Genomic DNA, 24,601 nt, shown 5'->3' with positions numbered 1-24,601 from the left:
GCCAAGTCCGGCCGGTTGCGCGACACCCTCATCCATGGATCGTATACGGATTGCCGCTGCCGCGCTGCTCACCTCCTCGTTTCTCTGTGCCGCTCCGCTCGGCGCGCAGACGCCCAAACCGCTTCCCGCCAAGGGCGAGCCGCCGCTGACCGCGCAGACGATGATATCGGGCGGGGTTCGCCCCGCCGAGCAACTGGCCATGCGCTTCGATAGCGCCGACCTGTCGTTCGAGGTGCTGCCCGATACCGAAGAGTTGAACGGCATCGCGGTGCTGGACTTTACCGCAAAGGCGCCGCTCGCCCGGCTGGTGATCGATCTCGACAAGAATCTGCCGGTCAAGGCGATCGCGATCGACGGCAAGCCGCTCAAGCCCGCGCAGTGGAGCAACCCGGAAGGGCAGCTGGTCATCACCCTGCCCCGCCCGCTTCGTACCGGGCAGTCGGTCCGCGCGAAGATCACCTATGGCGGCACGCCGCATGTCGCGGTGCGCGCGCCATGGGATACCGGCGTGGTCTGGTCCAAGACGCCGGATGGGCAGACATGGTTCGCCACGACCGATCAGGGCTATGGCTGCGACCTGCTCTGGCCCTGCCTCGACTATCCGATGGGCGAGCCGGGGCTCGTGACGCTGCATATCACGGTGCCCAAGGGGTTGAAGGCGCCCTCGAACGGCATGCTGCTGGGCGTCGATACGCTGCCCGACGGGCGGACCCGCTGGAACTGGCGGACCAAGCACCCCAACACCTATGCCATTTCGCTGAACGTCGGCCCCTATGAGGTGATCGAGGGCAAGTATAAGAGCCGCTTCGGCAACACCATCCCGATGTTCTACTGGTATCTGCCGGGCGAGAAGGCAAAGGCGGAAGGGCTGTTCGCCGAGTTCGCACCGACGCTGGATTTCTTCGAATCGACCGTCGGCCCCTTCCCCTTTGGCGACGAGAAGCTGGGCGTCGTGGAAACCCCGCACAAGGGCATGGAGCACCAAACGATCAACGCCTATGGCAATGAATATGCCAAGGCACCCGAGGGGTTCGACTGGCTGTTCCAGCATGAGTTCAGCCATGAATGGTTCGGCAACCAGTTGACCAATGTCGACTGGGACGATTTCTGGCTGCACGAAGGCTATGGCAGCTACATGCAGCCCAGCTACGGCCGCTGGCGCGAGGGCGAGGCGCGCTATGCGGTGATGATGGACGCACAGCGCGGGCAGATCGCCAACAAGGCGCCCATCGTCCATGACCGCAGCATGACCGAGCAGGACGTCTACGAGGAGGCCAAGGGCGGCCCCGGCCTGGACATCTATATGAAGGGGTCGTGGATGCTCCACACCCTGCGCAATCTGATCGGTGACAAGGCGTTCTGGGACGTGACGCGGCTGGCCGTCTATGGCCGCACCGATCCCAAGCCCGGCAATTTCACGCCCCGCTATGGCTCGACCAAGGAATATGAAGGCTTCGTCAAACAGGTGACGGGCAAGGATTATGGCTGGTTCTTCAACGTCTATCTCCGTCAGGCGGCGCTGCCCGAAATCGTCGAGACGCGGGTCGGGGACCAGTTGACCCTGGCCTGGAAAGTGCCGGGCGGCGGGCCCTTCCCGCTGCCGGTCGAGGTCCAGGTCGGCGACAAGGTTCAGACGCTGCCGATGACGGATGGCACCGGCATGCTGACCGTGCCCGCCGACGCGCATGTCGTGATCGACCCTTGGGCCAAAATCCTGAAGCGCTCGGTCGCGATCGAGCAATTCCGGGCATGGAAGGCCGAACAGGCGGCGAAGGCGAAGAAGAACTGACAAACCGTCGCCCCGGTTTACGCTGGGGCGACGGGTGGCAACCGCTACGGCACCACCGTCACGAACAGATAGGCGGCAAAGATCACCAGATGCACCGCGCCGCCCAGCACGGTGGTCCGCCCATTGCCCAGCGTCAGCGTGATGGTGAACAGCGACAGGACCAGCAGGATCATCTGCTTGGCCCCGATCCCCAGCGCCAGCGGCAAGCCCAAGGTCAGCGACACGATCGCCACCGCCGGGATCGTCAACCCGATCGTCGCCAGCGCCGAGCCGAGCGCGAGGTTGAGGCTGGTCTGCAACCGGTTCCGCTTGGCGGCGCGGTAGGCCGCCAGGCTTTCGGGCGCCAGCACCAGCGCCGCGATCACCACGCCGACGATCGCCAGCGGCAGCCCGGCATTCAGGATCGCCGCCTCGACGATCCCCGACAGCCCCTTGGCGAGCAGGACCACCCCGACCAGCGCGACCAGCAACATGCCCAGCGCGGCCCAGGCCGCCGCGTTGGTGGGTGGCTCGGCATGGGCATCGGCGGGCATATCTTCATCGGCGGGCAGGAAATATTCACGGTGCCGAACCGTCTGGACCATGACGAACGTACCGTAGAGAATGACGCTGACCAGCGCGACGAAGATCAGTTGCGACGGCGCATAGGTCGGCCCCGGCGCCGACGACACGTAATTGGGCAGGACCAGCGACAGCACGACCATCGCGGTCAGGACGTTGAGCGACGCGCTGGCCCCGCGCAGCGAAAAGCGCTGCTCGCCATGCTGCGCCCCGCCCGCCAGCAGGCAAAGGCCGACAATGCCGTTCAGGATAATCATGATCGCCGCGAACACCGTATCGCGCGCCAGGCTGGAGGCGTCGCCCGCATCGGATAACATCAGGCTGACGATCAGCGACACCTCGATCACCGTCACCGCAACCGCCAGGACCAGCGTACCGAAGGGCTCGCCGACGCGGTGCGCAACGACCTCCGCCTGATGGACCGCCGACAGGACGCAACCGATCAGGATGAACGACGCCAACAGGACCCCGACCGTGCCCATCTTGTACAGCGACACCGCGATGGCGAGCAGCCCCAGCAGCGGGAAGACCAGGGTCCACCACGGCAGGGTCAGACGCTGGAGCAGCGCGCGCTTCTGTCCGGCGGTTACGATGGCGTCGGGTTCGCTCATCCCTGGTCTGGCCTCCTCTGCACGACATGACAGCATTGTCATTCTTACAGATGCCAATGCGCCAACCGCCCGATTGGCTCCCGCAGATGAGGAAGATCGTTGCGATTGTGCAATCAACCGCGTCATTCTCCACGCGGTAGGGCCGCCACGGGCTTTGCAGGATGCGACCGTCCAGGCTGCAAATCCTCTGGCAGATCATATGGGGCTTCATCAGCGCATCTCCTGTCCAGAGCAGCAAGGCGCGGGGCAAAATAGGGTTCTGCAGTGGTCCTATTCCTCCCCTGTAAGGGGAGGTGGCAGGCCAAAGGCCTGACGGAGGCGTGTCCCGCTATCGATAGGGGCACCCCTCCACCAGCTTCGCTGGTCCCCTCCCCTTACAGGGGAGGAAAAGTTTTAGGCCCGCCGACCGGCCGCATCATCGACCAGAAACGCGGGCCGCCTTTCGGCACCGACCATTCTCCGGTCAGCGCGAACCCCAGGCGCGCATAAAGCCCGACATTGCTCTCGGTCGCGGTTTCGAGATAGGCGGGCACGCCGTCCATATCGCATTTGGCCAGCCCCGCCCGGATCGAAGCACCGCCCAGCCCCTGCCCCTGTCGCGCCGGATCGACCCCGGCGATATGGAGATACCAGAAGGGCTCGCTGGGGAAATGCGCCTCGATCGCATCGCCCAGCCGCATCGCACGCCCCAGCGACGGTCCCAGCGCGTGCAGCACCGGGATCAGCCGCCGGACAAAGACCATCGTCGGCACATGGGCCTGCCCCGGCGGTCGCCAGAAAGTCCCCGCGTCCGCGTCCTGGCTGACCAACCGCATTCCGACCGAATCGCTGTCGAACAACAGCGCGAACAGGCGCGGCAGGCGCTTTGCCCGGTCGGTGGGATGGGGAAAGATATAGGACATGGCCGGATCGTCGGCGAAGGCGCGGCCCAGCATCGCCGCCACCGCCGTCCTGTCGCTGGCCACCGCCTCACGCATCGTCACCATCCCATCCCTCACACGAAAACGGGCGCCTCCCTTGGGGAAGCGCCCGCTCTCAGTTTCCAAACGTCACGAAGGCGATCAGGCCGCCGCGCCGTCCGTCTTCTTGGCCTTTTCGGCATAGACGCGGATCGGTTCCTTGCGGCCCTCGACCACATCCTTGTCGACCATCACCTCGTCGACACCGTCCATGCCGGGCAGGTCGAACATGGTGTCGAGCAATATGCCCTCCAGGATCGAGCGAAGCCCGCGTGCACCCGTCTTGCGCTCGATCGCCTTCTTGGCGACCGTGGTCAGTGCATCGTCGGTGAAGTCGAGTTCGACATTCTCCATCTCGAAGAGCTTCTGATACTGTTTGACCAGCGCGTTCTTCGGCTCGGACAGGATTTTGACCAGCGCCGCGATGTCGAGGTCTTCCAGCGTCGCGATGACCGGCAAACGGCCGACGAATTCGGGGATCAGGCCGAACTTGAGGAGATCCTCCGGCTCGGTCTGGCGCAGATACTCGCCGGTCCGCTTTTCTTCCGGTGCCGCGACATAGGCGCCGAAGCCGATCGACTTGCCCTGCAGACGGTCGCCGATGATCTTCTCGAGCCCCGCAAACGCACCGCCGCAGATGAACAGGATGTTCGTCGTGTCGACCTGCAGGAATTCCTGCTGCGGATGCTTGCGGCCACCCTGCGGCGGCACGCTGGCGGTCGTGCCTTCCATCAGCTTGAGCAGCGCCTGCTGAACGCCCTCGCCCGACACGTCGCGGGTGATCGAAGGATTCTCGGCCTTGCGGCTGATCTTGTCGATCTCGTCGATATAGACGATGCCGCGCTGCGCCCGCTCGACATTGTAATCCGACGCCTGGAGCAGCTTGAGGATGATGTTCTCGACATCCTCGCCGACATAACCGGCTTCGGTCAGCGTCGTCGCGTCCGCCATCGTGAACGGCACGTCGAGGATGCGCGCCAGCGTCTGCGCGAGCAACGTCTTGCCGCAGCCGGTCGGGCCGACGAGCAGGATGTTCGACTTGGCGAGTTCGACATCGGCACCCTTCGCACCGTGGTTCAGGCGCTTATAGTGGTTGTGCACCGCGACCGACAGGACACGCTTGGCCTGCTTCTGCCCGATGACATAATCGTCGAGGACGTTGCAGATTTCCTGCGGCGTCGGGACGCCACCATCCTTCTTGGAGACAAGCGCGGACTTGGTCTCCTCACGGATGATGTCGTTGCACAGCTCCACGCACTCGTCGCAAATGAAGACGGTCGGCCCCGCGATCAGCTTGCGTACCTCGTGCTGCGACTTGCCGCAGAACGAGCAATAGAGGGTGCTTTTCGAGTTGCCACCGCTCACCTTGTCCATCAATCACCTCTCGCACCTGTGAAGCGGTGCGCTACCGTTGCCGGGGTGCGCATCGTACCGCACCCCGATAAAGTCACAATCGAAATAAACCGTTCACGCTGAACGACCCGTCTTATGCCGCGGTCGACGCATCGTCGGCCGGGGTCGGACGCTTGTCGAACACCTGGTCGATCAGGCCGAATTCCTTGGCCTCCTCGGAACTCATGAACTTGTCGCGATCCATCGCGCGCTCGATCTCCTCGAGCGGCTTGCCGGTGTACTTGGCGTACAGCGTGTTCAGGAAATGCCGCATCCGCAGGATTTCGCGCGCCTGGATCTCGATGTCCGCGGCCATGCCCTGCGCCCCGCCCGAAGGCTGGTGGATCATGATGCGGCTGTTCGTGGTCGCCACGCGCATCCCCGGCTCACCGGCGGCGAGCAGGAAGCTGCCCATCGAGGCGGCCTGGCCGATGCACAGCGTGCCGACGCGCGGCCGGATATACTGCATCGTGTCATGGATCGCCATGCCCGCCGTGACGACACCGCCCGGCGAGTTGATGTACATGTAGATGTCCTTCTTCGGATTTTCCGACTCAAGGAACAGCAGCTGCGCGCAGATCAGCGAGGCCATGCCATCCTCGACACCGCCGGTGACGAAGATGATACGCTCGCGAAGCAGGCGGCTGAAAATGTCGAACGACCGTTCGCCGCGGTTCGACTGTTCGATGACGATCGGAACCAGCCCGGCCTGCGTCTGCCGCAGCCCGACGCCAGCATGGGCCAGCGGGCTCGCGAAATCGCCGGTCTCGAACGGATTGTGCATGGAATTCTCTCTTATGCCCAGAAGAGCCCCTATGTCGCGTGATGGTCGCGCATATTCAAGCCCCGGCGGCGCATCGGCGCGCCGCCTGCTTCGTTTATCCGGCGCAGGGGTGAAAATCCGATTAGCGCAGGTTGCCCGGCGCGGGCAGCGCCAGATAGGCCAGCCGCCGCACCTCCTGCCGCCCGCGGACCACGGTGTCGAGAATAAGCCCGGTGAACAGGTTCAGCCCGGCCAGCAGCATCAGCCCGGTCGACAGGATCGCGGTGGGGAAACGCGGCACCTGATGCGTCTCCAGATAGGTCAGGATCAACGGCGCGGCGAGCAGCAGGGCGATCGCGGCGAACACCCCCGCGATCGCGCCGAAGAACCACATCGGCCGTTCGATCCGATAGAGCTTCAGGATGGTGCGCAGGATGCGCCAACCATCAGAATAGGTGGACAGCTTCGACGCCGATCCCTCGGGTCGCGCATAATAGGGGGTCGCGATTTCGGCGCAGGGCATTTTGAGTTCCAGCGCATGAACGCTGATCTCGGTCTCGATCTCGAAACCCACCGACAATACGGGGAAGCTCTTGACGAAACGACGCGAAAAGACGCGGTAGCCCGACAGGATGTCGGTGAAGCTGCGCCCGAACAGCTTGGCGAGCATCCCCGTCAGCATGGCGTTGCCGAAGCGGTGGCCACGGCGATAGGCGAGTTCGGCCTCGCTCACCCGCTGGCCGACCACCATGTCGAGCTGTTCCTCGACCATGCGCGCGACCAGGCTGGGCGCTGAGGCGGCATCATAGGTCGCATCGCCATCCGCCATGACATAGATGTCGGCGTCGATATCGGCGAACATCCGCCGCACGACCGCGCCCTTGCCCTGGATACGCTCCGACCGCACGACCGCCCCCGCGGCGCGCGCCACCTCGACGGTGCGGTCCTTGCTGTTATTGTCATAGACATAGATGGTCGCCGTCGGCAGCGCTGCGCGAAAGCCCGCAATCGTCTGCGCGATCGCCGCTTCTTCGTTATAGCATGGCAACAGCACCGCGATGCTTGGCGCAGCCCCCTGATGATCCATCATTCTTCCCTCGTGCGGCTGTACCGTCAGCCGATGCGTCGCCCTTTATGGAGGATCGCGACCTAAAGCGAGACGGTGTCTGTCGAGACTCATTGCCATGCGGCGGCTTCGTATGCGCGCTTGCCCCCGGATCGGCCATATCCCTAAGCTGGGCCATGAACTATGCAAAGCCGGATCGACCGGGCATCGGAATATCATGGCCGCTGATCGGCGCCGTCCTGCTGGGTGGGGCGTTGCTGTCCTGGGTCGCGCTGGCCAACGGCTTCCCATTGGTCTTCGCTGATTCAGGGACGTATCTGCGCATACCGCTCGAACTCTATTATCCGCTCGATCGACCGCCGCTTTATGGCCTTGCGATCGGGGTGCCGCTGTGGCTGACGGGCCTGTGGGGGATCGTCGTCGTCCAGGCGATCGGCAGCGCGCTGATGATCGCGATGACGCTTTCCATCGGCCAGGCGCGCCTTCGCACCGTGGATGTGATCGCGACCTGTGCCTTTCTGGCACTGAGCAGCAGCCTGCCCTGGTTCGTCGGACAGATCATGCCCGACCTCGCCACCGGCTTCGTGCCGCTGGTCCTGTTCGCCCTGCTCGCCCGCCCCGCCGATACGCCGCTGTGGCAGCGAGTCGGGCTGGCCGCCCTGCTGGCGCTCCTCATCGGCACGCATCTCAGCCATGTCCTGCTGGCGGCGGGGCTGTTAGTGCTGGCCGCCGCCGCGATGCTGCTGACCGGCATGGGGCGACGGGAGGCGTTCCGGCGGTCCCTGCCCGCCGCGCTGGCCATCCTCCTCACGCTGTTGGGCTTGAGCAGCCTGAACCGGGCGGCGGGCTATGCGTTCAAGCCCGCCCTATCCTCGGACAGCTTCCTGCTCGCGCGGCTGTTCGATGGCCATCTGGCCCAGCCCAGCCTGGCACGGCTTTGCCGGGAACAGCCGCTTGCCCATTGCGCGGCGCTGCCGCTGGTCGCGGACCCCGCGATCGCCAAGCCGGGCCAAGCCTATCTCTGGGACCCGCGCTCGCCGATCGGTGCCATGATGCATCGGGATCGGGCCGCTGCGATCGGCGAACAGCGGCGCATTATCCGTGCCGTCCTGCGCGACGATCCGGCCAAGGTTACCGCGCTGACGTGGCAGGGCTTTGCCGAGCAGTTGCAGACCGTCCGCAAGGGCATGCTGCCGCCCTATTCCGCCGACATGCAGATTTCGCGCATCCTGAAGGCGCGACTACGGGGAGACTTCCAGAGCTTTTCCCGGTCGCGGCAACAGCGCGGGGCGCTCGATCCCCTCAAATTCGCGCCGGACGTCGCGGTCGCGATGGGGGTCGTCCTGCTGCTGCCTTTGATGCTGGTCCGGGCGGTGCGTCGGCGACAATGGTCGCTGCTGGGCCTTGCCGGGCTGGTCGTCGCGACGATCCTGCTCAACGCGGCGGTCACCGGCGCCCTGTCCGGCCCCGACGATCGCTACCAGAGCCGCGTGCTGTGGCTGCTTCCCCTGTTCGCCGCCTGTTTCACGGTCGACACTTTCCGGCGTCGCTCTTCGCAAGCCCGCCCCGCCTGAACGACAAAGGGGCGACCGCTTGCGCGACCGCCCCTTTTTTGCCTCCAGGCCGACCAAGGCCCGCCTGGCATCGTCCGATTACTCGGTCGGCGCGGCCTTCTTCGCGCGCGGCTTCTTGGCAGGGGCTTCGGCGGCTTCCGCCTCGCCTTCCGCCGGAGCAGCGGCCTTCTTGGCGCGCGGCTTCTTCGCGGGGGCTTCCTCGGTCGCTTCCGCTTCGCCCTCGGCAGGCGCCGCCGCCTTCTTGGCGCGGGCCGGCTTCTTCTCGGCGGTCGCTTCGTCCGAAGCGGCGTCCTCGGTCACGTCGGCCTTCTTGGCCTTCGCCTTCGACTTCTTGGCGCCGTGGTCATGATCATGGTCGTGGTCATGATTGTGGACATGGGTGCCAGTGGCGAAGCCGTCTTCGCTCTCGATCGCGGCTTCCAGCTCCTCACGGGTGGTTTCGCGGTCGGTGATCTCGGCCTTGCCGAACAGGAAGTCGACGACCTTGTCCTCATAGAGCGGGGCGCGCAGCTGGGCGGCGGCCATCGGCTCCTGCTGGACATACTGGATGAAGCGCTGGCGATCTTCCGAGCCGTACTGCTGTGCGGCCTGGGCGATCAGGCGGTTCATTTCCTGCGCGGTCACTTCGACGCCGTTCGCCTGACCGATCTCCGAGAGGAGCAGGCCCAGACGGACGCGGCGCTCGGCGATCTTCTTATAATCGTCGCGCTCCTTCTCCATCTCGGCCTTGGCGGCCTCGGGGTCTTCCTCATGGGTCGCTTCATGCTCGAGCTGCGCCCAGATCTGCGAGAACTCGGCCTCGACCATCGACGGCGGCACTTCGAAGTCATGACCGTCGGCCAGCTGGTCGAGCAGCTTGCGCTTCATGTACGTGCGGGTCAGGCCGTTATGCTCCTGCTCGATCTGCCCCTTCAGCAGGCCGCGCAGCTGCTCCAGGCTCTCGAGGCCCAGATTCTTCGCCATCTCGTCGTCGATCTTGGCTTCACCGGCGGTCTTCACCGACTTGATCGTCAGGTCGAAGGTCGCGGGCTGACCGGCCAGGTCCTTGGCGGGATAGTCCTCGGGGAAGGTGACCGAGATCTGCTTCTCTTCACCGGCCTTCACGCCGACCAGCTGGTCCTCGAAACCGGGGATCAGGCGACCGCCGCCGATCTCGACGGCCATGTCCTCGCCCGAGCCACCCTCGAAGGCGACGCCGTCCATGGTCTTGCCGACGAAGTCGACGGTGACCTGGTCGCCCTGCTCGGCGGCCTTGTCGCCCGCATCGTCCCAGCGCTTCTGCTGGTCGGCGAACTTCTGGAGCTGCTCGTCGATCGCCTCGTCGGCGACCGGCACGGTCAGGCGGTCGAGCTTCAGCGCGTCGATCGCAGGCGTCGGGACGGTCGGCAGAACCTCGAGCGTGACGTTCAGCGTGGCGTCCTTGCCCTCTTCATAGTCGCCGACCAGCTCGACCTGCGGCTGCATCGCGGGGCGCAGGTTCTTTTCGGCGATCAGCGACTGCACGCCTTCCTGCAGCGCGGTGTTCAGCGCGTCCTGCAGCAGCGCCGGGCCGTGCATCTTGCGAACCAGGTTCGCGGGCACCTTGCCAGGGCGGAAGCCGGGCATCTTCATCTGCGGAGCGATCCGCTTCAGCTCGGCATCGACCTTACCCTCGATGTCCTTGGCAGTGATGGTGAGCGTGTAGGCGCGCTTCAGCCCCTCGTTCAGCGTCTCGACAGTCTGCATCTAAAGGCCTTCAATCTGGAGAAATTCCGTGTGGCTGTCGCCCCGTTGTGACCGGGGACTGGTGCGGGCGAAGGGACTCGAACCCCCACATCTTACGATACTGGAACCTAAATCCAGCGCGTCTACCAGTTCCGCCACGCCCGCACGAGGACACCGCCGATGGGCGCGCGTCTATATCACCATGGGCGGCTTCGGCAAGGGACAACAGGCAACATCGGCGTGTCCGGTGCGTTTATGCCCTCCCCAGCCGGAAAAACGGCTCATTTACGGAGAGCGAGAATGGCAACCCAGCCCCCGCCCGAAAGCCCGCAGCCGACCCAACCGGCCCAGCCCGACACGCCGCCGCCCGAAATCGTGCCGCCCGGCCCGGACATCGACCAGCCCGCCCCCGGCGTCGGTCCGGGCGATCCCGGTACGCAGCAACCCTTGCAGATTTGAGGAGCCTCCCATGGCGGCCGACCCCGAGAACCATCACGACAGCCCGCCCAGCGAGGCCCCGGAGAGCAACCCGGACAGCCCCCCGCGAGAGGATGAACGCAGCGATATCGAGCAGGCCGTCGAAGCGCGCTCCGACGCGGTGAAGCGTGGCGAAGGCGGCGAGGAGCCGGTGACGTTTACCGATACCGGCGAGCATGACGGCGTCGGGGGGACCGGCGGCGTGGTGCGCAATCAGGACTTGGATGCGCAATAATTGAGGGGGTGGTCTCGGTGAGACACCGTTGCCCTCCCCCAGCCCCTCCCGCCTGCGGGAGGGGAGAGGTTTGCGGCGAGGCGCGATGATTATCGCAGGCCGCTCAACAGGCACAAGGCTCACGACAGCGCGAACTGCTCGCCCCAAGCACGCCCCTCCCGCAAGCGGGAGGGGGTGGGGGAGGGAACGCCACGGGCGATCGTCTCTGCGAGGCTCCCTGCCCTCCCCCCAGCCCCCTCCCGCTTGCGGGAGGGGGAGCAAGCGATCACCCCGCCAGCGCCTTCTTCAGCAGGTCATTGACCACCGCCGGGTTGGCCTTGCCGCCCATCGCCTTCATCGTCTGACCGACGAAGAACCCGAACAACGCTTCCTTACCGCCACGATACTGACCCAGCTGGTTCGGATTCTTCTCCAGAACCTCGGCGATCACCGCCTCGATCGCGCCGGTGTCGCTCGTCTGCTTGAGGCCGCGCTCCTCGACGATCTTGGACGGACCATCGCCGGTTTCCAGCATGATCTCGAACACCTGCTTCGACAGGCTGCCCGACAGCGTACCGTCCGCCACCAACGCCAGCAGTTCGGCCGCCTGCGCAGGGCTGACCGGGCTTTCGGTGATGTCCTTGCCCAGCCGGTTGAGCGCGCCGAACAGCTCGGCCGCGACCCAGTTCGCCGCCTGTGCGGGCTTGGCACTCGTGCCCTCAAGCGCATCGAGCAAGCCGTCGAACCAGCGCGCCGTCTCGACCTCGGCGGTCAACACGCCCGCATTATACGGCGTCAGGCCCAAAGCCTCGTAACGACGACGCTTGGCGTCGGGCAGTTCGGGCAGGCTGGCGCGGCATTCCTCGAGGAATGCGTCGGTGAGCTCCAGCGGCAGCAGGTCGGGATCGGGGAAGTAGCGGTAATCATGCGCATCCTCCTTCGACCGCATCGAGCGGGTGGTGCCGCTCTCGACATTGAAGAGGCGCGTTTCCTGGACGATCTTGCCGCCATCCTCCAGCACCGCAACCTGACGCTTGGCCTCATATTCGATCGCGGCCATCACGAAGCGGACCGAGTTGACGTTCTTCGTCTCGGTACGCGTGCCGAATTCGTCGCCGGGCTTGCGCACCGACACGTTCACGTCGGCGCGCATCGAGCCTTCTTCCATATTGCCGTCACAGCTGCCGACATAACGGAGAATAGCCCGCAGCTTGCGGAGATAAGCCCCTGCTTCGGCGGGCGAACGCATGTCGGGGCGGCTGACGATTTCCATCAGCGCCACGCCCGAGCGGTTGAGGTCGACATAGGAGCGCGTCGGATGCTGGTCGTGCATCAGCTTGCCCGCATCCTGCTCGACATGGATACGCTCGACGCCGATCGACTTGGTCGGGCCATCGGGGTTCTTCTCGTCCAGGCTGATCTCGATCGCGCCCTCACCCACCAGCGGATGGTAGAGCTGGCTGATCTGATAGCCCTGCGGCAGATCAGCGTAGAAATAGTTCTTCCGGTCGAAGCGCGACCACTTATTGATCTGCGCGTCGATCGCCATGCCGGTGCGCACCGCCTGGCGGATGCACTCCATGTTGGGCACGGGCAGCATGCCGGGCATCGCGGCATCGACCAGCGAGACCTGGGTGTTGGGCTCCGCGCCGAAGGCGGTGGCCGCGCCGGAGAACAGCTTGGCGCTGGAGGTGACCTGGGCATGGACTTCCAGGCCGATCACGACCTCCCATTCCCCTGTCGCGCCCTGGATGCGATATTCGCTCATGTTCGATCTCGATGATGAAGATAGATGATCGCCGTCAGGACGGCGTTGCTGGCCAACAAGGCGACGATCCAGCAGGTCGACAATATGCGCAGGACCGATGTCTCGAAGCCGAGATGGCGCGCCTCCATCAACCCGATATAGGCCGCGCCCGCGCCCAATGTCAGGAAGAGCAGACCCAGCCGGATCTCGCCACGCAGGATCACGCTGTTGCCCACGCACAGGCACAGGATGAAGCCCGCCACGCCCAGAAAGAAGCGTGCCAGCGTGTGATGGTCGAAGGGCTGGCTCTCCATATGACTCAGCGACACGCCGACATAGGCGCTCAGGATCGCCCCGAACGCGACGTTCAGGGCGCCCTGCGCCTCCCGCAACACGGCGATGTTGCGGGCCGTAAAGGCTCGGTCGCTTACCACCAGGCCTGCGGACGGGCGGTGAAGCCCGCCCGTTGCTCGATGGCCAGCCCGGCGTTCAGCACGCCCTGTTCGTCCAGCGGCTTGCCGATGATCTGAAGGCCCAGCGGCAGCCCGTCCTTGTCCAGACCGCCCGGCACCGACATGGCCGGAAGCCCAGCCAGCGAGGCGGGCACCGTGAACACGTCGTTGAGGTACATGGCCAGCGGATCGGCCTGCTTCTCGCCCAGCGCGAACGCCGCCGAGGGCGCGGTCGGGGTCAGGAGCACGTCGCATTGCTCGAAGGCCCGCTCGAAATCGCGGGCGATCAGCGTGCGGACCTTCTGCGCCTGCGTATAGTAAGCGTCGTAGAAGCCCGCCGACAGGACATAGGTGCCAATCAGGATGCGGCGCTTCACCTCGTCGCCGAACCCGGCGGCGCGGGTCGCGGCATACATGTCCTGCAACCCCGCGCCCTCCGGCAAGTCGCGCAGGCCATAGCGCACGCCGTCATAGCGGGCGAGGTTGGACGACGCCTCGGCAGGCGCGATGATGTAATAAGCGGGCAGCGCGTACTTGGTGTGCGGCAGCGAGACCTCGACGATTTCGGCCCCCGCATCACGCATCCAGTCGATGCCCTGCTGCCACAGTGCCTCGATCTCGGCGGGCATGCCGTCGACACGGTATTCCTTGGGCACGCCGACGCGCTTGCCCTTCAGGTCCGCCGACAGCGCGGCTTCCCAGTTGGGCACGTCCAGCTTCAGCGAGGTCGCATCCTTGGCGTCGAAGCCCGCCATCGCCTCCAGCATGATCGCGCAGTCGCGCACGTCACGCGCCATCGGCCCCGCCTGATCGAGCGAGGAGGCGAAGGCGATCGTACCCCAGCGCGAGCAGCGGCCATAGGTCGGCTTGATGCCCGAAATGCCGGTAAAGGCGGCGGGCTGGCGGATCGAGCCGCCCGTGTCGGTGCCCGTCGCGCCCGGCGCCAGCCCCGCCGACACCGCCGTCGACGACCCGCCCGACGAGCCGCCGGGGGCGAGCGGAGCGGTGTCATTCGGACGCCGCCAGGGCGAGATGACGTTGCCGAACGCGCTGGTTTCGTTGGACGAGCCCATGGCGAACTGGTCGAGGTTCAGCTTGCCGAGCATCCCCGCACCCGCATTCCACAGATTCTGCGAAACCGTCGATTCGTAAGGCGGCACGAAGCCTTCGAGGATCTTGCTGGCGGCAGTGGTCGCGACGCCCTTGGTCGCGAACAGGTCCTTCATGCCGATCGGCACACCGGCCAGCGGCTTCAGGGTTTCACCCGCCGCACGCGCCGCGTCGGCCGCGTCTGCGGCGGCAAGGGCGTGCTCCGGCGTCTCGACCAGGAAAGCGTTGAGCGCCTTGGCGCCCGCGACCTTGGCGTTGAAGGCCTCGGCGACTTCGCGCGCCTTGAACTGGCCGTCGCGCACGCCGTCGCGGATGGCGGCAATGCCGAGCGTTGTCAGGTCGGTCATTATTCGATCACCTTGGGCACCGTGAAGAAGCCATGTTCGGCCTGCGGCGCGTTCTGCATGAGGAGGTCGCGGATGCCGCCGTCGTTGACGACGTCGTCGCGCAGGCGAAGCTGGTTCGGGATCACTGCGGTCATCGGCTCGACCCCTTGGGTATCGACCTCGCCGAGTTGCTCGATCCAGCCCAGGATATTCCCAAGCTCGGGGGCGAGGCGCGTCGCGTCCTCCTCGGTGATCGCGATGCGGGCAAGGCTCGCGATCTTCTTCACGGTTGCGGTATCTACGGACATGGATTTGCGGCTAGCATCGCCGCGCGGCTTCGCGCAACGCTTTTGCCATTATGGCGATTGCAATGGGGGCAAGCGGAGCATCGGGATATGCAGTTGCGGCGGGACGCTTCCTGCCGCACTGCACAATGGAGTGATGATGTGGCGCGCAAATTCCTGTATGTCGTGGCGGCACTCATCGTGCTGACGATCGCCGCCGCCTTTGCTTACCGCCTGTTCGGCAACCAGCTGCTCCGCTGGTCGACGGTGCCCTCCGAGTCGTTCCAGACCCAGGCGGCGACGCGGGCCGAGGAATATCGCGACCGCACGATGTGGCTGGCGCGCCCCGACCTGCCGGGCAATCCCGCGCTCTGGACGCCGACCGGCTATACCCCCGGCCAGCCGGGTCAGGGTGCGGCGGTCTTCTTCATCCATCCGACCTCGTACATCAGCAAGGCGCATTGGAACGCCCCGCTCGACGATCCCGAGACCAATGGCCGCGCCGAACTGTTCCTGCGCGGCCAAGCGAGCGCCTTCAACGGCGCGGGCGATATCTGGGCGCCGCGCTATCGCCAGGCGACCTTCGGCGCGTTCCTGACCAGCATGGCGGATGCCGAGCGCGCGCTGGACCTGGCGTACAAAGACGTCGATGCCGCTTTCACCGCCTTTCTGGAACAGGTCGATCCCAACCGCCCGCTGATCCTGGCCGGGCATAGCCAGGGCGCACTGCACCTGTCGCGGCTGCTGACCGACCGGGTGGCGAAGGACGCAGGCCTGAAACGGCGGATCGTCGCGGCCTATGTCGTCGGCTGGCCGATCTCGATGACCGCCGACCTGCCTGCGATGGGCCTGCCCGCCTGTGCCAAGCCCGACCAGACGGGCTGCATCCTGAGCTGGCAGAGCTTCGGCGAGCCTGCCGATCCGTCACTGATCTTCGACGTGTTCGACCAGACGGGCGGCTATACCGGCGCCCCCCGCAAGGACACCGCGATGCTGTGCACCAACCCGCTGACCGGCGCCCCCGGCGGCGAAGCGCCTGCCACCGCCAATCTGGGCACGCTCTACCCTTCCGCCGACCTGAAGACCGCCGCCATCGCGGCTGGCAAGGTCCCCGCCAAGTGCGAGGGGCGCGGTATCCTGACCATCGGCGAGGGGCCGAGCGTCGGGCCCTATGTGCTGCCGGGCAACAATTATCATGTCTATGACTATAGCCTGTTCTGGGCGAATGTCCGCGCCGATGCGGATCGCCGTTTGAAAGCCTTTCGATGAGCCTGATCACCACCGACCGTAGTGAGTTCCGCGCCGCCCTGCCTTCGGGCGGGCGGCTGATCGGGCTGGACGTCGGCACCAAGACGGTCGGCACCGCCTTGTGCGACGCCGGGTGGAGCTTCGCCAGCCCCGCCACGCTGATCCGCCGGACCAAGTTTACCCATGACAAGGAACAGTTGATCGCGATGATCGCGCAGCAGGGGTGCAAGGGCCTGGTCATCGGCCTGCCGCTGAACCTCGACGGCAGCGAGAGCCCCCGCTCGCAATCGACCCGCGCCTTCGCCCGCAATTGTGCCGATCTGGGGCCTATCCTGCTCTGGGACGAACGCTGGTCGACGGTCGCGGTCGAACGTACGATGATCGAACAGGATATGAGCCGCGCCAAGCGCGCCGAGCGGATCGACAACCTCGCCGCCGCGCATATCCTGCAGGCCGCGATCGACGCGCTGGTCATGGCATAGGCCCGATATCGGCGCATTCGCCGGACCGGCAGCCGTTAACCAAAGGGCGTGTCAAATGGGGATAGTCCTACCGCCCCACGCCGGAGCAACCGATTGCTACGGTCGGACCGGTACGGCAGACCCTTGCCCCCATGACCATGGGCCATTCCGCAACGCCGCCACATGATCGCCGCTGGCGGATATCGTCCGTCTGGACGGGTGCGATGTTGGCAAGCGTCTTCGTTGCACTGGTCTGCGCGATGGTCACGGCGATGCGGTGGCGCGGGCCATGGTATGACGAGTTCTATACGCTCTACGTCACCCGGCCGGGTATTCCCCTGCCCTATGCCTTCAGCCGCTGGCTTGCCGACAATCATCCGCCACTCTTCTACGCCCTTTCGCGCGCGACCACATGGCTGGGGGCGGCGGTGGAAGAGCGGCGGCTCCTCAATCTGTTCATTCTGATCGCCGCCGCGGTCCAGATTGCGTGGTGGCTGATCCCGCACGGGCTTCGTCGGATCGGCTGGGTCTTCGCCGTTGGGCTGTCCTGCGCATGGCCCGCGATCGACAGGGCGGCGGAGTTGCGGTCCAACTATCTCGCCTTCGCCGCCGCCGCCGTGGCGGTCGCCGCGCTGGTCGCTTTCGACCGGGGATATCGGGCGCAGCGGCGGGCGGAATGGGTCATGCTGACCCTCGCCCTGCTGGTCGCGTTCAACGTGCATCTGGCGGCCAGTATGGTGGTGGGCTCGCTCGCCGCCGCGATGATCCTGCGCCGCCTGCTCGCCCGCGATGGACCGGGCGCTGCTCGGCTATTCGCGGCCGCCACCCTGGCCGCCATTCCGATGATGATCCATATCGCCTGTTCGTTCGAGCGGATCGAGTCCAATACCCGCGACTTCTGGATCAAGGGCGGCTTCAGGGCGGCACGCTGGGCGATCCAGACCGAGCTCGAACGCAATCTGTCCGCGAATCTGCCGATTACCATTCTGGCGATCATCGGCTTCGCCCTGCTGGCCTATCGAAGCTGGCGCGAGCGTCGCCTTGCCCCGATGATCGATCTGGCGATGACGCTGGCGGCCGGGCTGGCGCTGGGCTGCGTCGTAATGATCGCGATCCATCTGTGGCGGCCGTTCGTCATCGACCGCTATCTCGTCACGCTGCATCCGCCGCTGGCGATGATCCTCGCGCTCGGGGTGGCGGCGCTGCTCGACCGGATACGGCCGCTGTTCGCGGGCCTGTTATGCGCCGTCATGACCCTGTCGGCGCTGGCCACGATCCGCGAGAATATGACGCGGACCTGGATGCAGCCGAGTTGGTACGGCACCGCGCGCACCATTGCGGCGATCCGGCGGGCCTGCCCGACGACGCGGGTCCATATCGACTGGAGCGGCAACCAATCGACCATCGCCGCCCCGCCGGTCGAAAACCGGGCGGTCTTCCCCTTCGCCTATCATATCGTCGCCGCTCGTTTCGGCTTCCCCCTCAATGCGGCGGGCGACCACACCATGCCCCGCGATTGCCCGACCCTGTTCTGGACCGAGCATGTACCGGGCCATGCGGGTACGACCCAAGGCCTGGCGGCGGCATTGCGGGCGCAGGGTTTCCCGATCGGTCGGGCGCGATTGATGCGGGTCGATGACGGCTATGTGCTGGTGACGCGCCCGACGCGCTGAGCGAGGTGCAGACGAGCCTTGCCGAATGCCGCCTCGCTCGCTACCCGGCGGCTTTAATGCAGACCTCGGATCATCGCCCCGGCACGCTCATTCAGGGTGGCGCCGTTTTCCCGCACCGGCATCTGACCGGAATCGACGGCCTTCAGCCGCATGAGATCATGTTCCTGCTCGACGAGGCGGAACACTGGCTCGATCGCGGCGCGACCGACACGCCGGACACGCGGCTGGCGGGCCTCACCCAGATCAATGCGTTCTTCGAGAACTCGACACGGACTTTGCTGTCCTTCGAGATCGCAGGGAAACGCCTCGGTGCGGACGTGGTCAACATGCACGCCGCCCAGTCGAGCGTGAAGAAGGGCGAGACGCTGATTGACACGGCGATGACGCTGAACGCGATGCGCGCCGATGTGATCGTGATCCGCCATATGGCATCGGGCGCGGTCCGCCTGATCGCCGACAAGGTCGACTGCCCGGTGCTGAACGCGGGCGACGGGCGACACGAGCATCCGACCCAGGCGCTGCTCGACATGCTGACCATCCGCCGCCGTCGGGGCAGCGTCGCGGGGCAGAAGGTCGTCATCTGCGGCGACATTCTCCACAGCCGGGTCGCACGCTCGGACATTCTCGCCCTCACCGCGCTGGCGGCCGAGGTGCGGGTCTGCGCGCCCTCGACCCTGATGCCCAAGGGGATCGAGCGGATGTTCGTCACCCCCTTTACCGATTTCGACGAAGCGATCGAGGATGCCGATGTCGTCATGATGCTGCGCGTCCAGAACGAGCGGATGGCGGGCGGCTATATCCCCTCCACGCGTGAGTACCGGATGCGCTATGGCCTGACCGCCGAACGCCTGAAGCGCGCCAAGCCCGGCGCCCTCGTCATGCATCCCGGCCCGATGAACCGGGGGGTCGAGATCGACTCGGAGGTGGCGGACGGCCCGCAATCGGCGATCACCGAGCAGGTGGCGATGGGCGTCGCGGTGCGCATGGCGTGCCTGGATGTCCTCACCCGCAGAGCCCGCAAGCTGGAGGGCTGGGCATGAGCATCACTGCCTTCACCAACGCGACGCTGATCTGCCCGGTCGGCGGCGAGATCCGGGGCCAGACCCTGCTGGTCGAGAACGGTGTCATCACCGGCACCGGGGACGCCCCCGAAGGCGCGACCGTCATCGACTGCGGCGGCAAGATGCTGGCGCCCGGCATCGTCGATCTGGGCGTGTTCAAGGTCGACCGCGCCGCCTGCCGCGCAGGGGGCATCGTGCGGATCGGCCTGATGCCCGACCAGTCGCCGGTGCTCGACGATCCGGGCGTGGTGCAGCGCGCCGCGCTGATCGGGCGGCCGGACCTGTGGATTCACCCGATCGCGGCGGCGACGCGTTCGCTAGCCGGGACCGACCTGGCCGAGATGGCGGTCTGCGTATCGGCAGGCGCGAAGGCGGTGGGCACCGGGCGTGGCTGGATCGCCGATTCGGGCGTGATGCACCGGGTGCTGGCCTATGCGGGCGATCTGGGCCTGACCGTCATCGCCCACGCCGAAGACGGTGGCCTCGTGGCCGATGCGGTCGCGACCGAGGGCGAGACGGCCAGCCGTCTGGGCCTGCCCTCCGCCTCCGCCATCGCCGAAGCACTCGCCATCGCGCGCGACCTGATGCTGGCCGAGGAGACCGGCGCGAAGCTGCACATCCGTCAGGTCACGACGGCGGCGGGCTTCGACCTGATCCGCGCGGCCAAGCGGCGCGGGGTGAAAGTGACGTGCGGCATAACACCTGCGCATCTTCACCTGTCCGACATCGCGATCACCGATTTCCGCACCTTCGCCCGCCTTTCGCCACCTTTACGCGACGAAAGTGATCGGCAGGCCGCACTCGCGGCGGTAGCGGACGGGACGGTCGACGTGATCGGATCGGGCCACGATCCGCATGGGCCCGAGTCCAAGCGCCTGCCCTTCGTCGATGCCGAAGCGGGTATGGCGGGGGCGGAGACGCTGCTACCGCTGGCGCTGATGCTGGTGCGGGACGAGCGGATCAGCCTGCCCCGGCTGTTCGCATTGCTGGCGGCCAATCCGGCCAAGGTGCTGGGTCTCGATACCGGCACGCTGGAACCGGGCAAGCCCGCAGACCTGATGCTGTTCGATGCCGACACGCCATGGATGGTATCGGGCGATGCTTTCGCTTCGGCGGGGAATACGCCGTTCGACGGCTTCCCGGTCCAGGGCCGCGCGCTGCGGCTGTGGAAAGCTGGGCGAGAGATCCACTGAAAATCCTCCCCATCTATTGATGGGGAGGGGGACCACGCCCGCCAGGGCGTGGTGGAGGGGCGGGCAACGCCAGCGAGGGACCACACCCCTCCACCACCGGGCTTACGCCCGGCGGTCCCCCTCCCCAAGCGAGCTTGGGGAGGAATTAAGGGTTAGCCCCGACGCGGGCCGCGCGGGCCACCCTGGGTGGGGCGCGGCGAGTAGCGGCGCGGGCCGCCGGGGCCACCGGCCGGGCGGCCGCCCATCGGACGGTTGCCACCGGGACCGCGACGCGGACCGCCATGGCCCGAGCCACCGGCGGGCGGGCCATCGGCCTGCTCGATCGCGATATCGTCCTCGGCATGGTCCGCCTCGGTCCGCTTCAAAGCAGCGATAAAGCGCGACGCCAGCGCCGACGGGATTTCGAACAAGGTCTCGTTCGGCTGGATGCGGATCGCACCGATCTCGTTGCGGGTGATGTGCCCGCGACGGCAGATCAGCGGCAGCAACCAACGCGGATCGGCATTCTGGCTGCGACCGACGCTCATGCGGAACCAGGCGGTGTCGTCGAACCCTTCGCGACGCTCGCGCGGGGCGGGAGCATCGCCCTCGACCAGTTCCTCGGCCTGGGGCAGCGCGGCGCGGTGCGCGCGGACCAAGGCGGCGGCGATGTCCTCAGGCGACTTTTCGGCGAGCAGGCGGGTCGCCAGCTCGCGATCGCCCTCGTCCACCTCGACCGGCGCGAGCAGCGCGGCGAGCAGACGCTCGCGGTCCTGCGCCCGGATTTCCTCCAGCGTCGGCGCACGACGCCATTCGGCGTCGATGCGCGCACCGCGCAGCATGCCCTCGACCCGGCGGCGGCGCGGATAGGGCACGATCAGGATCGCGGTGCCCTTGCGGCCCGCGCGGCCGGTGCGGCCCGAACGGTGCTGGAGCGCCTCGGCATCGCGGGGGATTTCGACATGGATGACCAGGGTCAGGCCGGGCAGATCGATGCCGCGCGCGGCGACGTCGGTCGCGACGCAGACACGCGCGCGACCGTCACGCAGCGCCTGGAGCGCATGGTTACGCTCGTTCTGCGAATGCTCGCCCGACAGCGCGACCGCCGAGAAGCCACGCTCGACCAGGCTGGCGTGGAGATGGCGGACATTGTCGCGGGTGGCGCAGAACAGGATCGCGACCTCGGCCTCGTGCAGGCGCAGCAGGTTGACCACCGCCGCCTCGATATCGGCAGGTGCTACCGTCACCGCCTGATAGGCGATGTCGGCATGGCCCTTGTCCTCGCTGATCGTCTCGATCCGCTTGGCGTTGGTCTGGTAACGCTTGGCGAGTTGCACGATCGGGCGCGGCATGGTCGCCGAGAACAGCAGGGTGCGGCGCTCGGAGGGCGTGCCGTCGAGAATCTGCTCCAGATCCTCGCGGAAGCCCATGTCGAGCATCTCGTCGGCTTCGTCCAGGACGACGAACTTCAGCGACGACAGGTCGAGCGCACCGCGCTCCAGATGGTCGCGCAGACGGCCCGGCGTGCCGACGACGATGTGCGTGCCATGGCTGAGCGCGCGACGCTCGCGCGAGGCGTCCATGCCGCCGACGCAGGTGGCGATACGCGCGCGGGCACCGGCATAGAGCCATTCCAGCTCGCGGCTGACCTGCAGCGCCAGCTCGCGGGTCGGTGCGATAACCAGCGCCATCGGCGCGCCCGGCTGGGGCAGGTGATCGCCGCCGTTCAGCAGCTCGCTCGCCATGGCGAGGCCGAAGGCGACGGTCTTGCCCGAACCGGTCTGGGCGGACACGATCAGGTCGCGGCCCTGCGCATCATCCTCGATAACGGCGGCCTGGACGGGGGTGGGCGCCGTATAGCCGCGCGCGGAAAGGGCAGCCGACAGGACCGGCGGCAGAGCAGAGAAAGGCATGGGGACTCCAACAAAAAAAGGAGCGCGTACCGCCGAACCAAGGGACCCATCCCTCTTAGTTGGCGGATACACCCATGCGGCACGGGTGAATGTTTGCGTTCCGTGAAAGCGTGGCCCTTTACACGATTGCAGGGAAAACTCAACCCATGCTTGCGGCGAACCGAAGCGCCCGGCATGGAGCCGCGCCATGACCCTATGCGTTGATCCCCGATGAGTGTCGCCTTTCGCCGCGAATCCGATGAGGAACATCTCGAACCCAAATTCGAGCTGCCGATCCCGCCCGGCCCCAATCTGGTCACGCCACGCGGGCTGGAGTTGACCCGCGCCAAGGTCGCCGAGGTGGAGACGGCGGTCGCGGCGGCAGAGACGGAAGAGGACCGCACCCGGCTCCAGCGCGAACTCCGCTACTGGAACACCCGCGCCGCCACCGCCGAACTGGCCCCTGCACCCGCCGAGGATGAGGTCGGGATCGGCAGCGTTGTGACGATCCGGCTCAACGGCCAGACCCGGACGCTCACCATCGTCGGCCATGACGAGGCCGATCCGGCGCACGACCGCATCGCCTATGCCGCGCCGCTGGCGCGCGCGCTGATGGGCGCGATGGCGGGTGAGACGGTGGCGTTCGGCGGGAAAGCCGATGCGGTGGAAATTCTGGATGTAGCGACCGCCTGACCTTCTGCATCCCCTCCCGCAGGCGGGAGGGGACCGAGGGGAGGGAAAGGAGTCTCACCGAGACCATCGCTCGCGGCCTGCCCTCCCCCCTCCCCTCCCGTTTACGGGAGGGACCTGCCAAGTATGAGCCGGTCGCCTCAACCCCACCCTATCGCCCCCCGCCAAATCCCCCTAAACCCCACCCATGCAAAACTATGACGCGATCATCCTCGGTGCCGGGGCGGCGGGGCTCATGGCCGCCGCCACCGCCGGGCAGCGGGGGCGCCGCGTGCTGGTCGTCGATCATGCCGATGCGCCGGGCAAGAAAATCCTGATCTCGGGCGGGGGGCGGTGCAACTTCACCAATATCGGCACCGCGCCCGATCGCTTCCTGTCGGCCAATCCGCATTTCGCCAAGTCGGCGCTGGGCCGCTATACGGCGGCCGATTTCCTGGCACTGGTCGAGGCCCATGGCATCGCCTGGCACGAAAAGACGCTGGGCCAACTCTTTTGCGACGGCTCGGCGCGGCAGATCGTGGAGATGCTGCTCGACGAATGCGACCGGGCGACGCGCGCGGGTGGCGTGGTCGACATCGCACTCGGCCAGCCGGTCGAGAGCGTCGCGCATGACGGCACCGACTTCCGGGTGACGCGCCGCGGCCAGGCCTTCACCGCCCCCCGCCTGATCGTCGCGACCGGCGGGCCGAGCATTCCGAAAATGGGCGCGACCGGCTATGCCTATGACCTCGCGCGCCAGTTCGGGTTGAAGGTGGTCGAGCCCCGCCCTGCCCTCGTTCCCCTGACGCTGGGCGGTGAGGAGACGCTGTTCCGCTCACTGTCGGGCGTCGCGTCGGAGGTCGTGGCACGCGCAGGCAAGACCCGGTTCCGCGAGGCGGCGCTGTTCACCCATCGCGGCCTGTCGGGCCCGGCGATCCTGCAAGTGTCGTCCTATTGGCGACATGGCGAGGGCGTAGGCATCGATTTCCTGCCCGATTGCGCGCCCGACTGGCTGGTCGCGCTGAAACGCAGCGCCCCGCGCACCAGCCCGCGCCGCGCCCTGGGACAATATCTGCCCGACCGACTGGCGGAGACGCTGGCGGAACGGCTGGCGCTGCCCGGCGAACTGGGCGCGGCGACCGACAAGGCGCTGACAGCGGCGCAAGCGCGGCTCGCCGACTGGACCTTCCACCCCAATGGCAGCGAGGGCTATGCCAAGGCCGAGGTGACGGTCGGCGGCGTCTCCACCGCCGGATTGTCGTCGCGCACGATGGAGGCCAAGGCGGTGCCGGGCCTGCATTTCGTCGGCGAGGCGGTGGACGTCACCGGCTGGCTGGGCGGCTATAATTTCCAATGGGCCTGGGCCAGCGGTCGCGCGGCGGGCGAGGCCGTCTGA

Annotated in this window: 22 protein-coding genes and 1 tRNA gene; 11 read left to right on the top strand and 12 right to left on the bottom strand. The window is 66.6% G+C overall.

What is annotated here, in order from left to right; all coding sequences use genetic code 11:
* The first annotated feature begins 34 nt into the window (after positions 1-34).
* Positions 35-1,789 (top strand): M1 family metallopeptidase, encoded by a 1,755-nt coding sequence (locus tag U1H82_RS01970; protein ID WP_322963248.1) that lies wholly within the window; start codon positions 35-37, stop codon positions 1,787-1,789.
* Between the two features lie 44 nt (positions 1,790-1,833).
* On the opposite strand, the gene U1H82_RS01965 is transcribed toward U1H82_RS01970, so the two are convergent.
* The 5 genes from U1H82_RS01965 to U1H82_RS01945 form a co-directional block, all read right to left on the bottom strand.
* Entirely contained in the window at positions 1,834-2,961 is a 1,128-nt protein-coding gene (locus tag U1H82_RS01965; RefSeq protein WP_322963247.1) for a calcium:cation antiporter, read from the bottom strand.
* A 374-nt stretch (positions 2,962-3,335) separates the two neighbouring features.
* Complete coding sequence (locus U1H82_RS01960; RefSeq protein ID WP_322963246.1) at positions 3,336-3,938, bottom strand: GNAT family N-acetyltransferase; 603 nt, start codon at positions 3,936-3,938, stop codon at positions 3,336-3,338.
* 84 nt (positions 3,939-4,022) lie between these two features.
* A complete protein-coding gene (gene clpX, locus U1H82_RS01955; protein WP_042489865.1) occupies positions 4,023-5,294 on the bottom strand; it encodes an ATP-dependent Clp protease ATP-binding subunit ClpX in 1,272 nt (423 codons plus the stop codon).
* A 112-nt stretch (positions 5,295-5,406) separates the two neighbouring features.
* Positions 5,407-6,096 carry an ATP-dependent Clp endopeptidase proteolytic subunit ClpP gene (clpP, locus tag U1H82_RS01950; RefSeq protein WP_322963244.1) on the bottom strand — a complete coding sequence of 230 codons (690 nt, stop codon included), beginning with the start codon at positions 6,094-6,096 and terminating at the stop codon, positions 5,407-5,409.
* 121 nt (positions 6,097-6,217) lie between these two features.
* On the bottom strand, positions 6,218-7,165 hold the full coding sequence (locus tag U1H82_RS01945; RefSeq protein WP_322963243.1) for a glycosyltransferase family 2 protein: 948 nt from the start codon (positions 7,163-7,165) through the stop codon (positions 6,218-6,220).
* Between the two features lie 152 nt (positions 7,166-7,317).
* On the opposite strand from U1H82_RS01945, the gene U1H82_RS01940 reads away from it, so the two are divergent.
* Positions 7,318-8,715 (top strand): hypothetical protein, encoded by a 1,398-nt coding sequence (locus U1H82_RS01940; RefSeq protein ID WP_322963242.1) that lies wholly within the window; start codon positions 7,318-7,320, stop codon positions 8,713-8,715.
* Between the two features lie 78 nt (positions 8,716-8,793).
* Here the strand turns inward: U1H82_RS01940 and tig are convergent, their stop codons facing one another.
* Both tig and U1H82_RS01930 read right to left on the bottom strand, forming a co-directional pair.
* A complete protein-coding gene (gene tig, locus U1H82_RS01935; protein ID WP_322963241.1) occupies positions 8,794-10,440 on the bottom strand; it encodes a trigger factor in 1,647 nt (548 codons plus the stop codon).
* Between the two features lie 59 nt (positions 10,441-10,499).
* A tRNA-Leu gene (locus U1H82_RS01930) sits at positions 10,500-10,584 on the bottom strand.
* A gap of 135 nt (positions 10,585-10,719) precedes the next feature.
* Between U1H82_RS01930 and U1H82_RS01925 the strand changes: the two genes are divergently transcribed.
* Entirely contained in the window at positions 10,720-10,878 is a 159-nt protein-coding gene (locus U1H82_RS01925) for a hypothetical protein (protein ID WP_230483265.1), read from the top strand.
* Positions 10,879-10,888: 10 nt separating this feature from the next.
* A complete protein-coding gene (locus tag U1H82_RS01920) occupies positions 10,889-11,131 on the top strand; it encodes a hypothetical protein (protein ID WP_322963240.1) in 243 nt (80 codons plus the stop codon).
* A 265-nt stretch (positions 11,132-11,396) separates the two neighbouring features.
* On the opposite strand, the gene gatB is transcribed toward U1H82_RS01920, so the two are convergent.
* Genes gatB through gatC form a run of 4 tightly spaced genes read right to left on the bottom strand, consistent with a single transcriptional unit; the run spans position 11,397 to position 15,053 of the window.
* On the bottom strand, positions 11,397-12,878 hold the full coding sequence (gatB, locus tag U1H82_RS01915; protein ID WP_322963238.1) for an Asp-tRNA(Asn)/Glu-tRNA(Gln) amidotransferase subunit GatB: 1,482 nt from the start codon (positions 12,876-12,878) through the stop codon (positions 11,397-11,399).
* Complete coding sequence (locus U1H82_RS01910) at positions 12,875-13,291, bottom strand: hypothetical protein (protein ID WP_322963237.1); 417 nt, start codon at positions 13,289-13,291, stop codon at positions 12,875-12,877. Before U1H82_RS01910 ends, gatB begins: the two co-directional genes overlap by 4 nt.
* Entirely contained in the window at positions 13,285-14,766 is a 1,482-nt protein-coding gene (gene gatA, locus U1H82_RS01905; protein ID WP_322963236.1) for an Asp-tRNA(Asn)/Glu-tRNA(Gln) amidotransferase subunit GatA, read from the bottom strand. Before gatA ends, U1H82_RS01910 begins: the two co-directional genes overlap by 7 nt.
* Positions 14,766-15,053 (bottom strand): Asp-tRNA(Asn)/Glu-tRNA(Gln) amidotransferase subunit GatC, encoded by a 288-nt coding sequence (gatC, locus tag U1H82_RS01900; protein WP_037568622.1) that lies wholly within the window; start codon positions 15,051-15,053, stop codon positions 14,766-14,768. The genes gatA and gatC overlap by 1 nt, the downstream gene beginning before the upstream one ends.
* A 138-nt stretch (positions 15,054-15,191) precedes the next feature.
* On the opposite strand from gatC, the gene U1H82_RS01895 reads away from it, so the two are divergent.
* The 5 genes from U1H82_RS01895 to U1H82_RS01875 all read left to right on the top strand — a co-directional run bounded on the left by U1H82_RS01895 (position 15,192) and on the right by U1H82_RS01875 (position 20,665).
* Complete coding sequence (locus tag U1H82_RS01895; RefSeq protein ID WP_322963235.1) at positions 15,192-16,298, top strand: DUF3089 domain-containing protein; 1,107 nt, start codon at positions 15,192-15,194, stop codon at positions 16,296-16,298.
* Complete coding sequence (ruvX, locus tag U1H82_RS01890; protein WP_322963234.1) at positions 16,295-16,759, top strand: Holliday junction resolvase RuvX; 465 nt, start codon at positions 16,295-16,297, stop codon at positions 16,757-16,759. Before U1H82_RS01895 ends, ruvX begins: the two co-directional genes overlap by 4 nt.
* Positions 16,760-16,962: 203 nt before the next feature.
* Positions 16,963-18,411, top strand: coding sequence for a glycosyltransferase family protein (locus U1H82_RS01885; RefSeq protein ID WP_322963232.1), 1,449 nt, complete (start codon positions 16,963-16,965; stop codon positions 18,409-18,411).
* A 56-nt stretch (positions 18,412-18,467) separates the two neighbouring features.
* Positions 18,468-19,451, top strand: a complete 984-nt coding sequence (locus tag U1H82_RS01880) for an aspartate carbamoyltransferase catalytic subunit (RefSeq protein WP_007405051.1) — start codon at positions 18,468-18,470, stop codon at positions 19,449-19,451.
* On the top strand, positions 19,448-20,665 hold the full coding sequence (locus tag U1H82_RS01875; protein WP_322963231.1) for a dihydroorotase: 1,218 nt from the start codon (positions 19,448-19,450) through the stop codon (positions 20,663-20,665). Before U1H82_RS01880 ends, U1H82_RS01875 begins: the two co-directional genes overlap by 4 nt.
* Positions 20,666-20,817: 152 nt before the next feature.
* Here the strand turns inward: U1H82_RS01875 and U1H82_RS01870 are convergent, their stop codons facing one another.
* A complete protein-coding gene (locus U1H82_RS01870; RefSeq protein ID WP_322963230.1) occupies positions 20,818-22,557 on the bottom strand; it encodes a DEAD/DEAH box helicase in 1,740 nt (579 codons plus the stop codon).
* Between the two features lie 210 nt (positions 22,558-22,767).
* Here U1H82_RS01870 and U1H82_RS01865 point away from each other — a divergent pair, with 210 nt between their 5' ends.
* Complete coding sequence (locus tag U1H82_RS01865; protein ID WP_322963229.1) at positions 22,768-23,229, top strand: GreA/GreB family elongation factor; 462 nt, start codon at positions 22,768-22,770, stop codon at positions 23,227-23,229.
* Positions 23,230-23,413: 184 nt separating this feature from the next.
* Complete coding sequence (locus tag U1H82_RS01860; RefSeq protein WP_322963228.1) at positions 23,414-24,601, top strand: BaiN/RdsA family NAD(P)/FAD-dependent oxidoreductase; 1,188 nt, start codon at positions 23,414-23,416, stop codon at positions 24,599-24,601.

The sequence above is a fragment of the Sphingomonas fuzhouensis genome (assembly GCF_034659795.1).
GTDB lineage: Bacteria > Pseudomonadota > Alphaproteobacteria > Sphingomonadales > Sphingomonadaceae > Sphingomonas > Sphingomonas fuzhouensis.
Note: the sequence above shows the minus strand (reverse complement) of the source record. Positions and strands in the feature narration are given on the sequence as shown.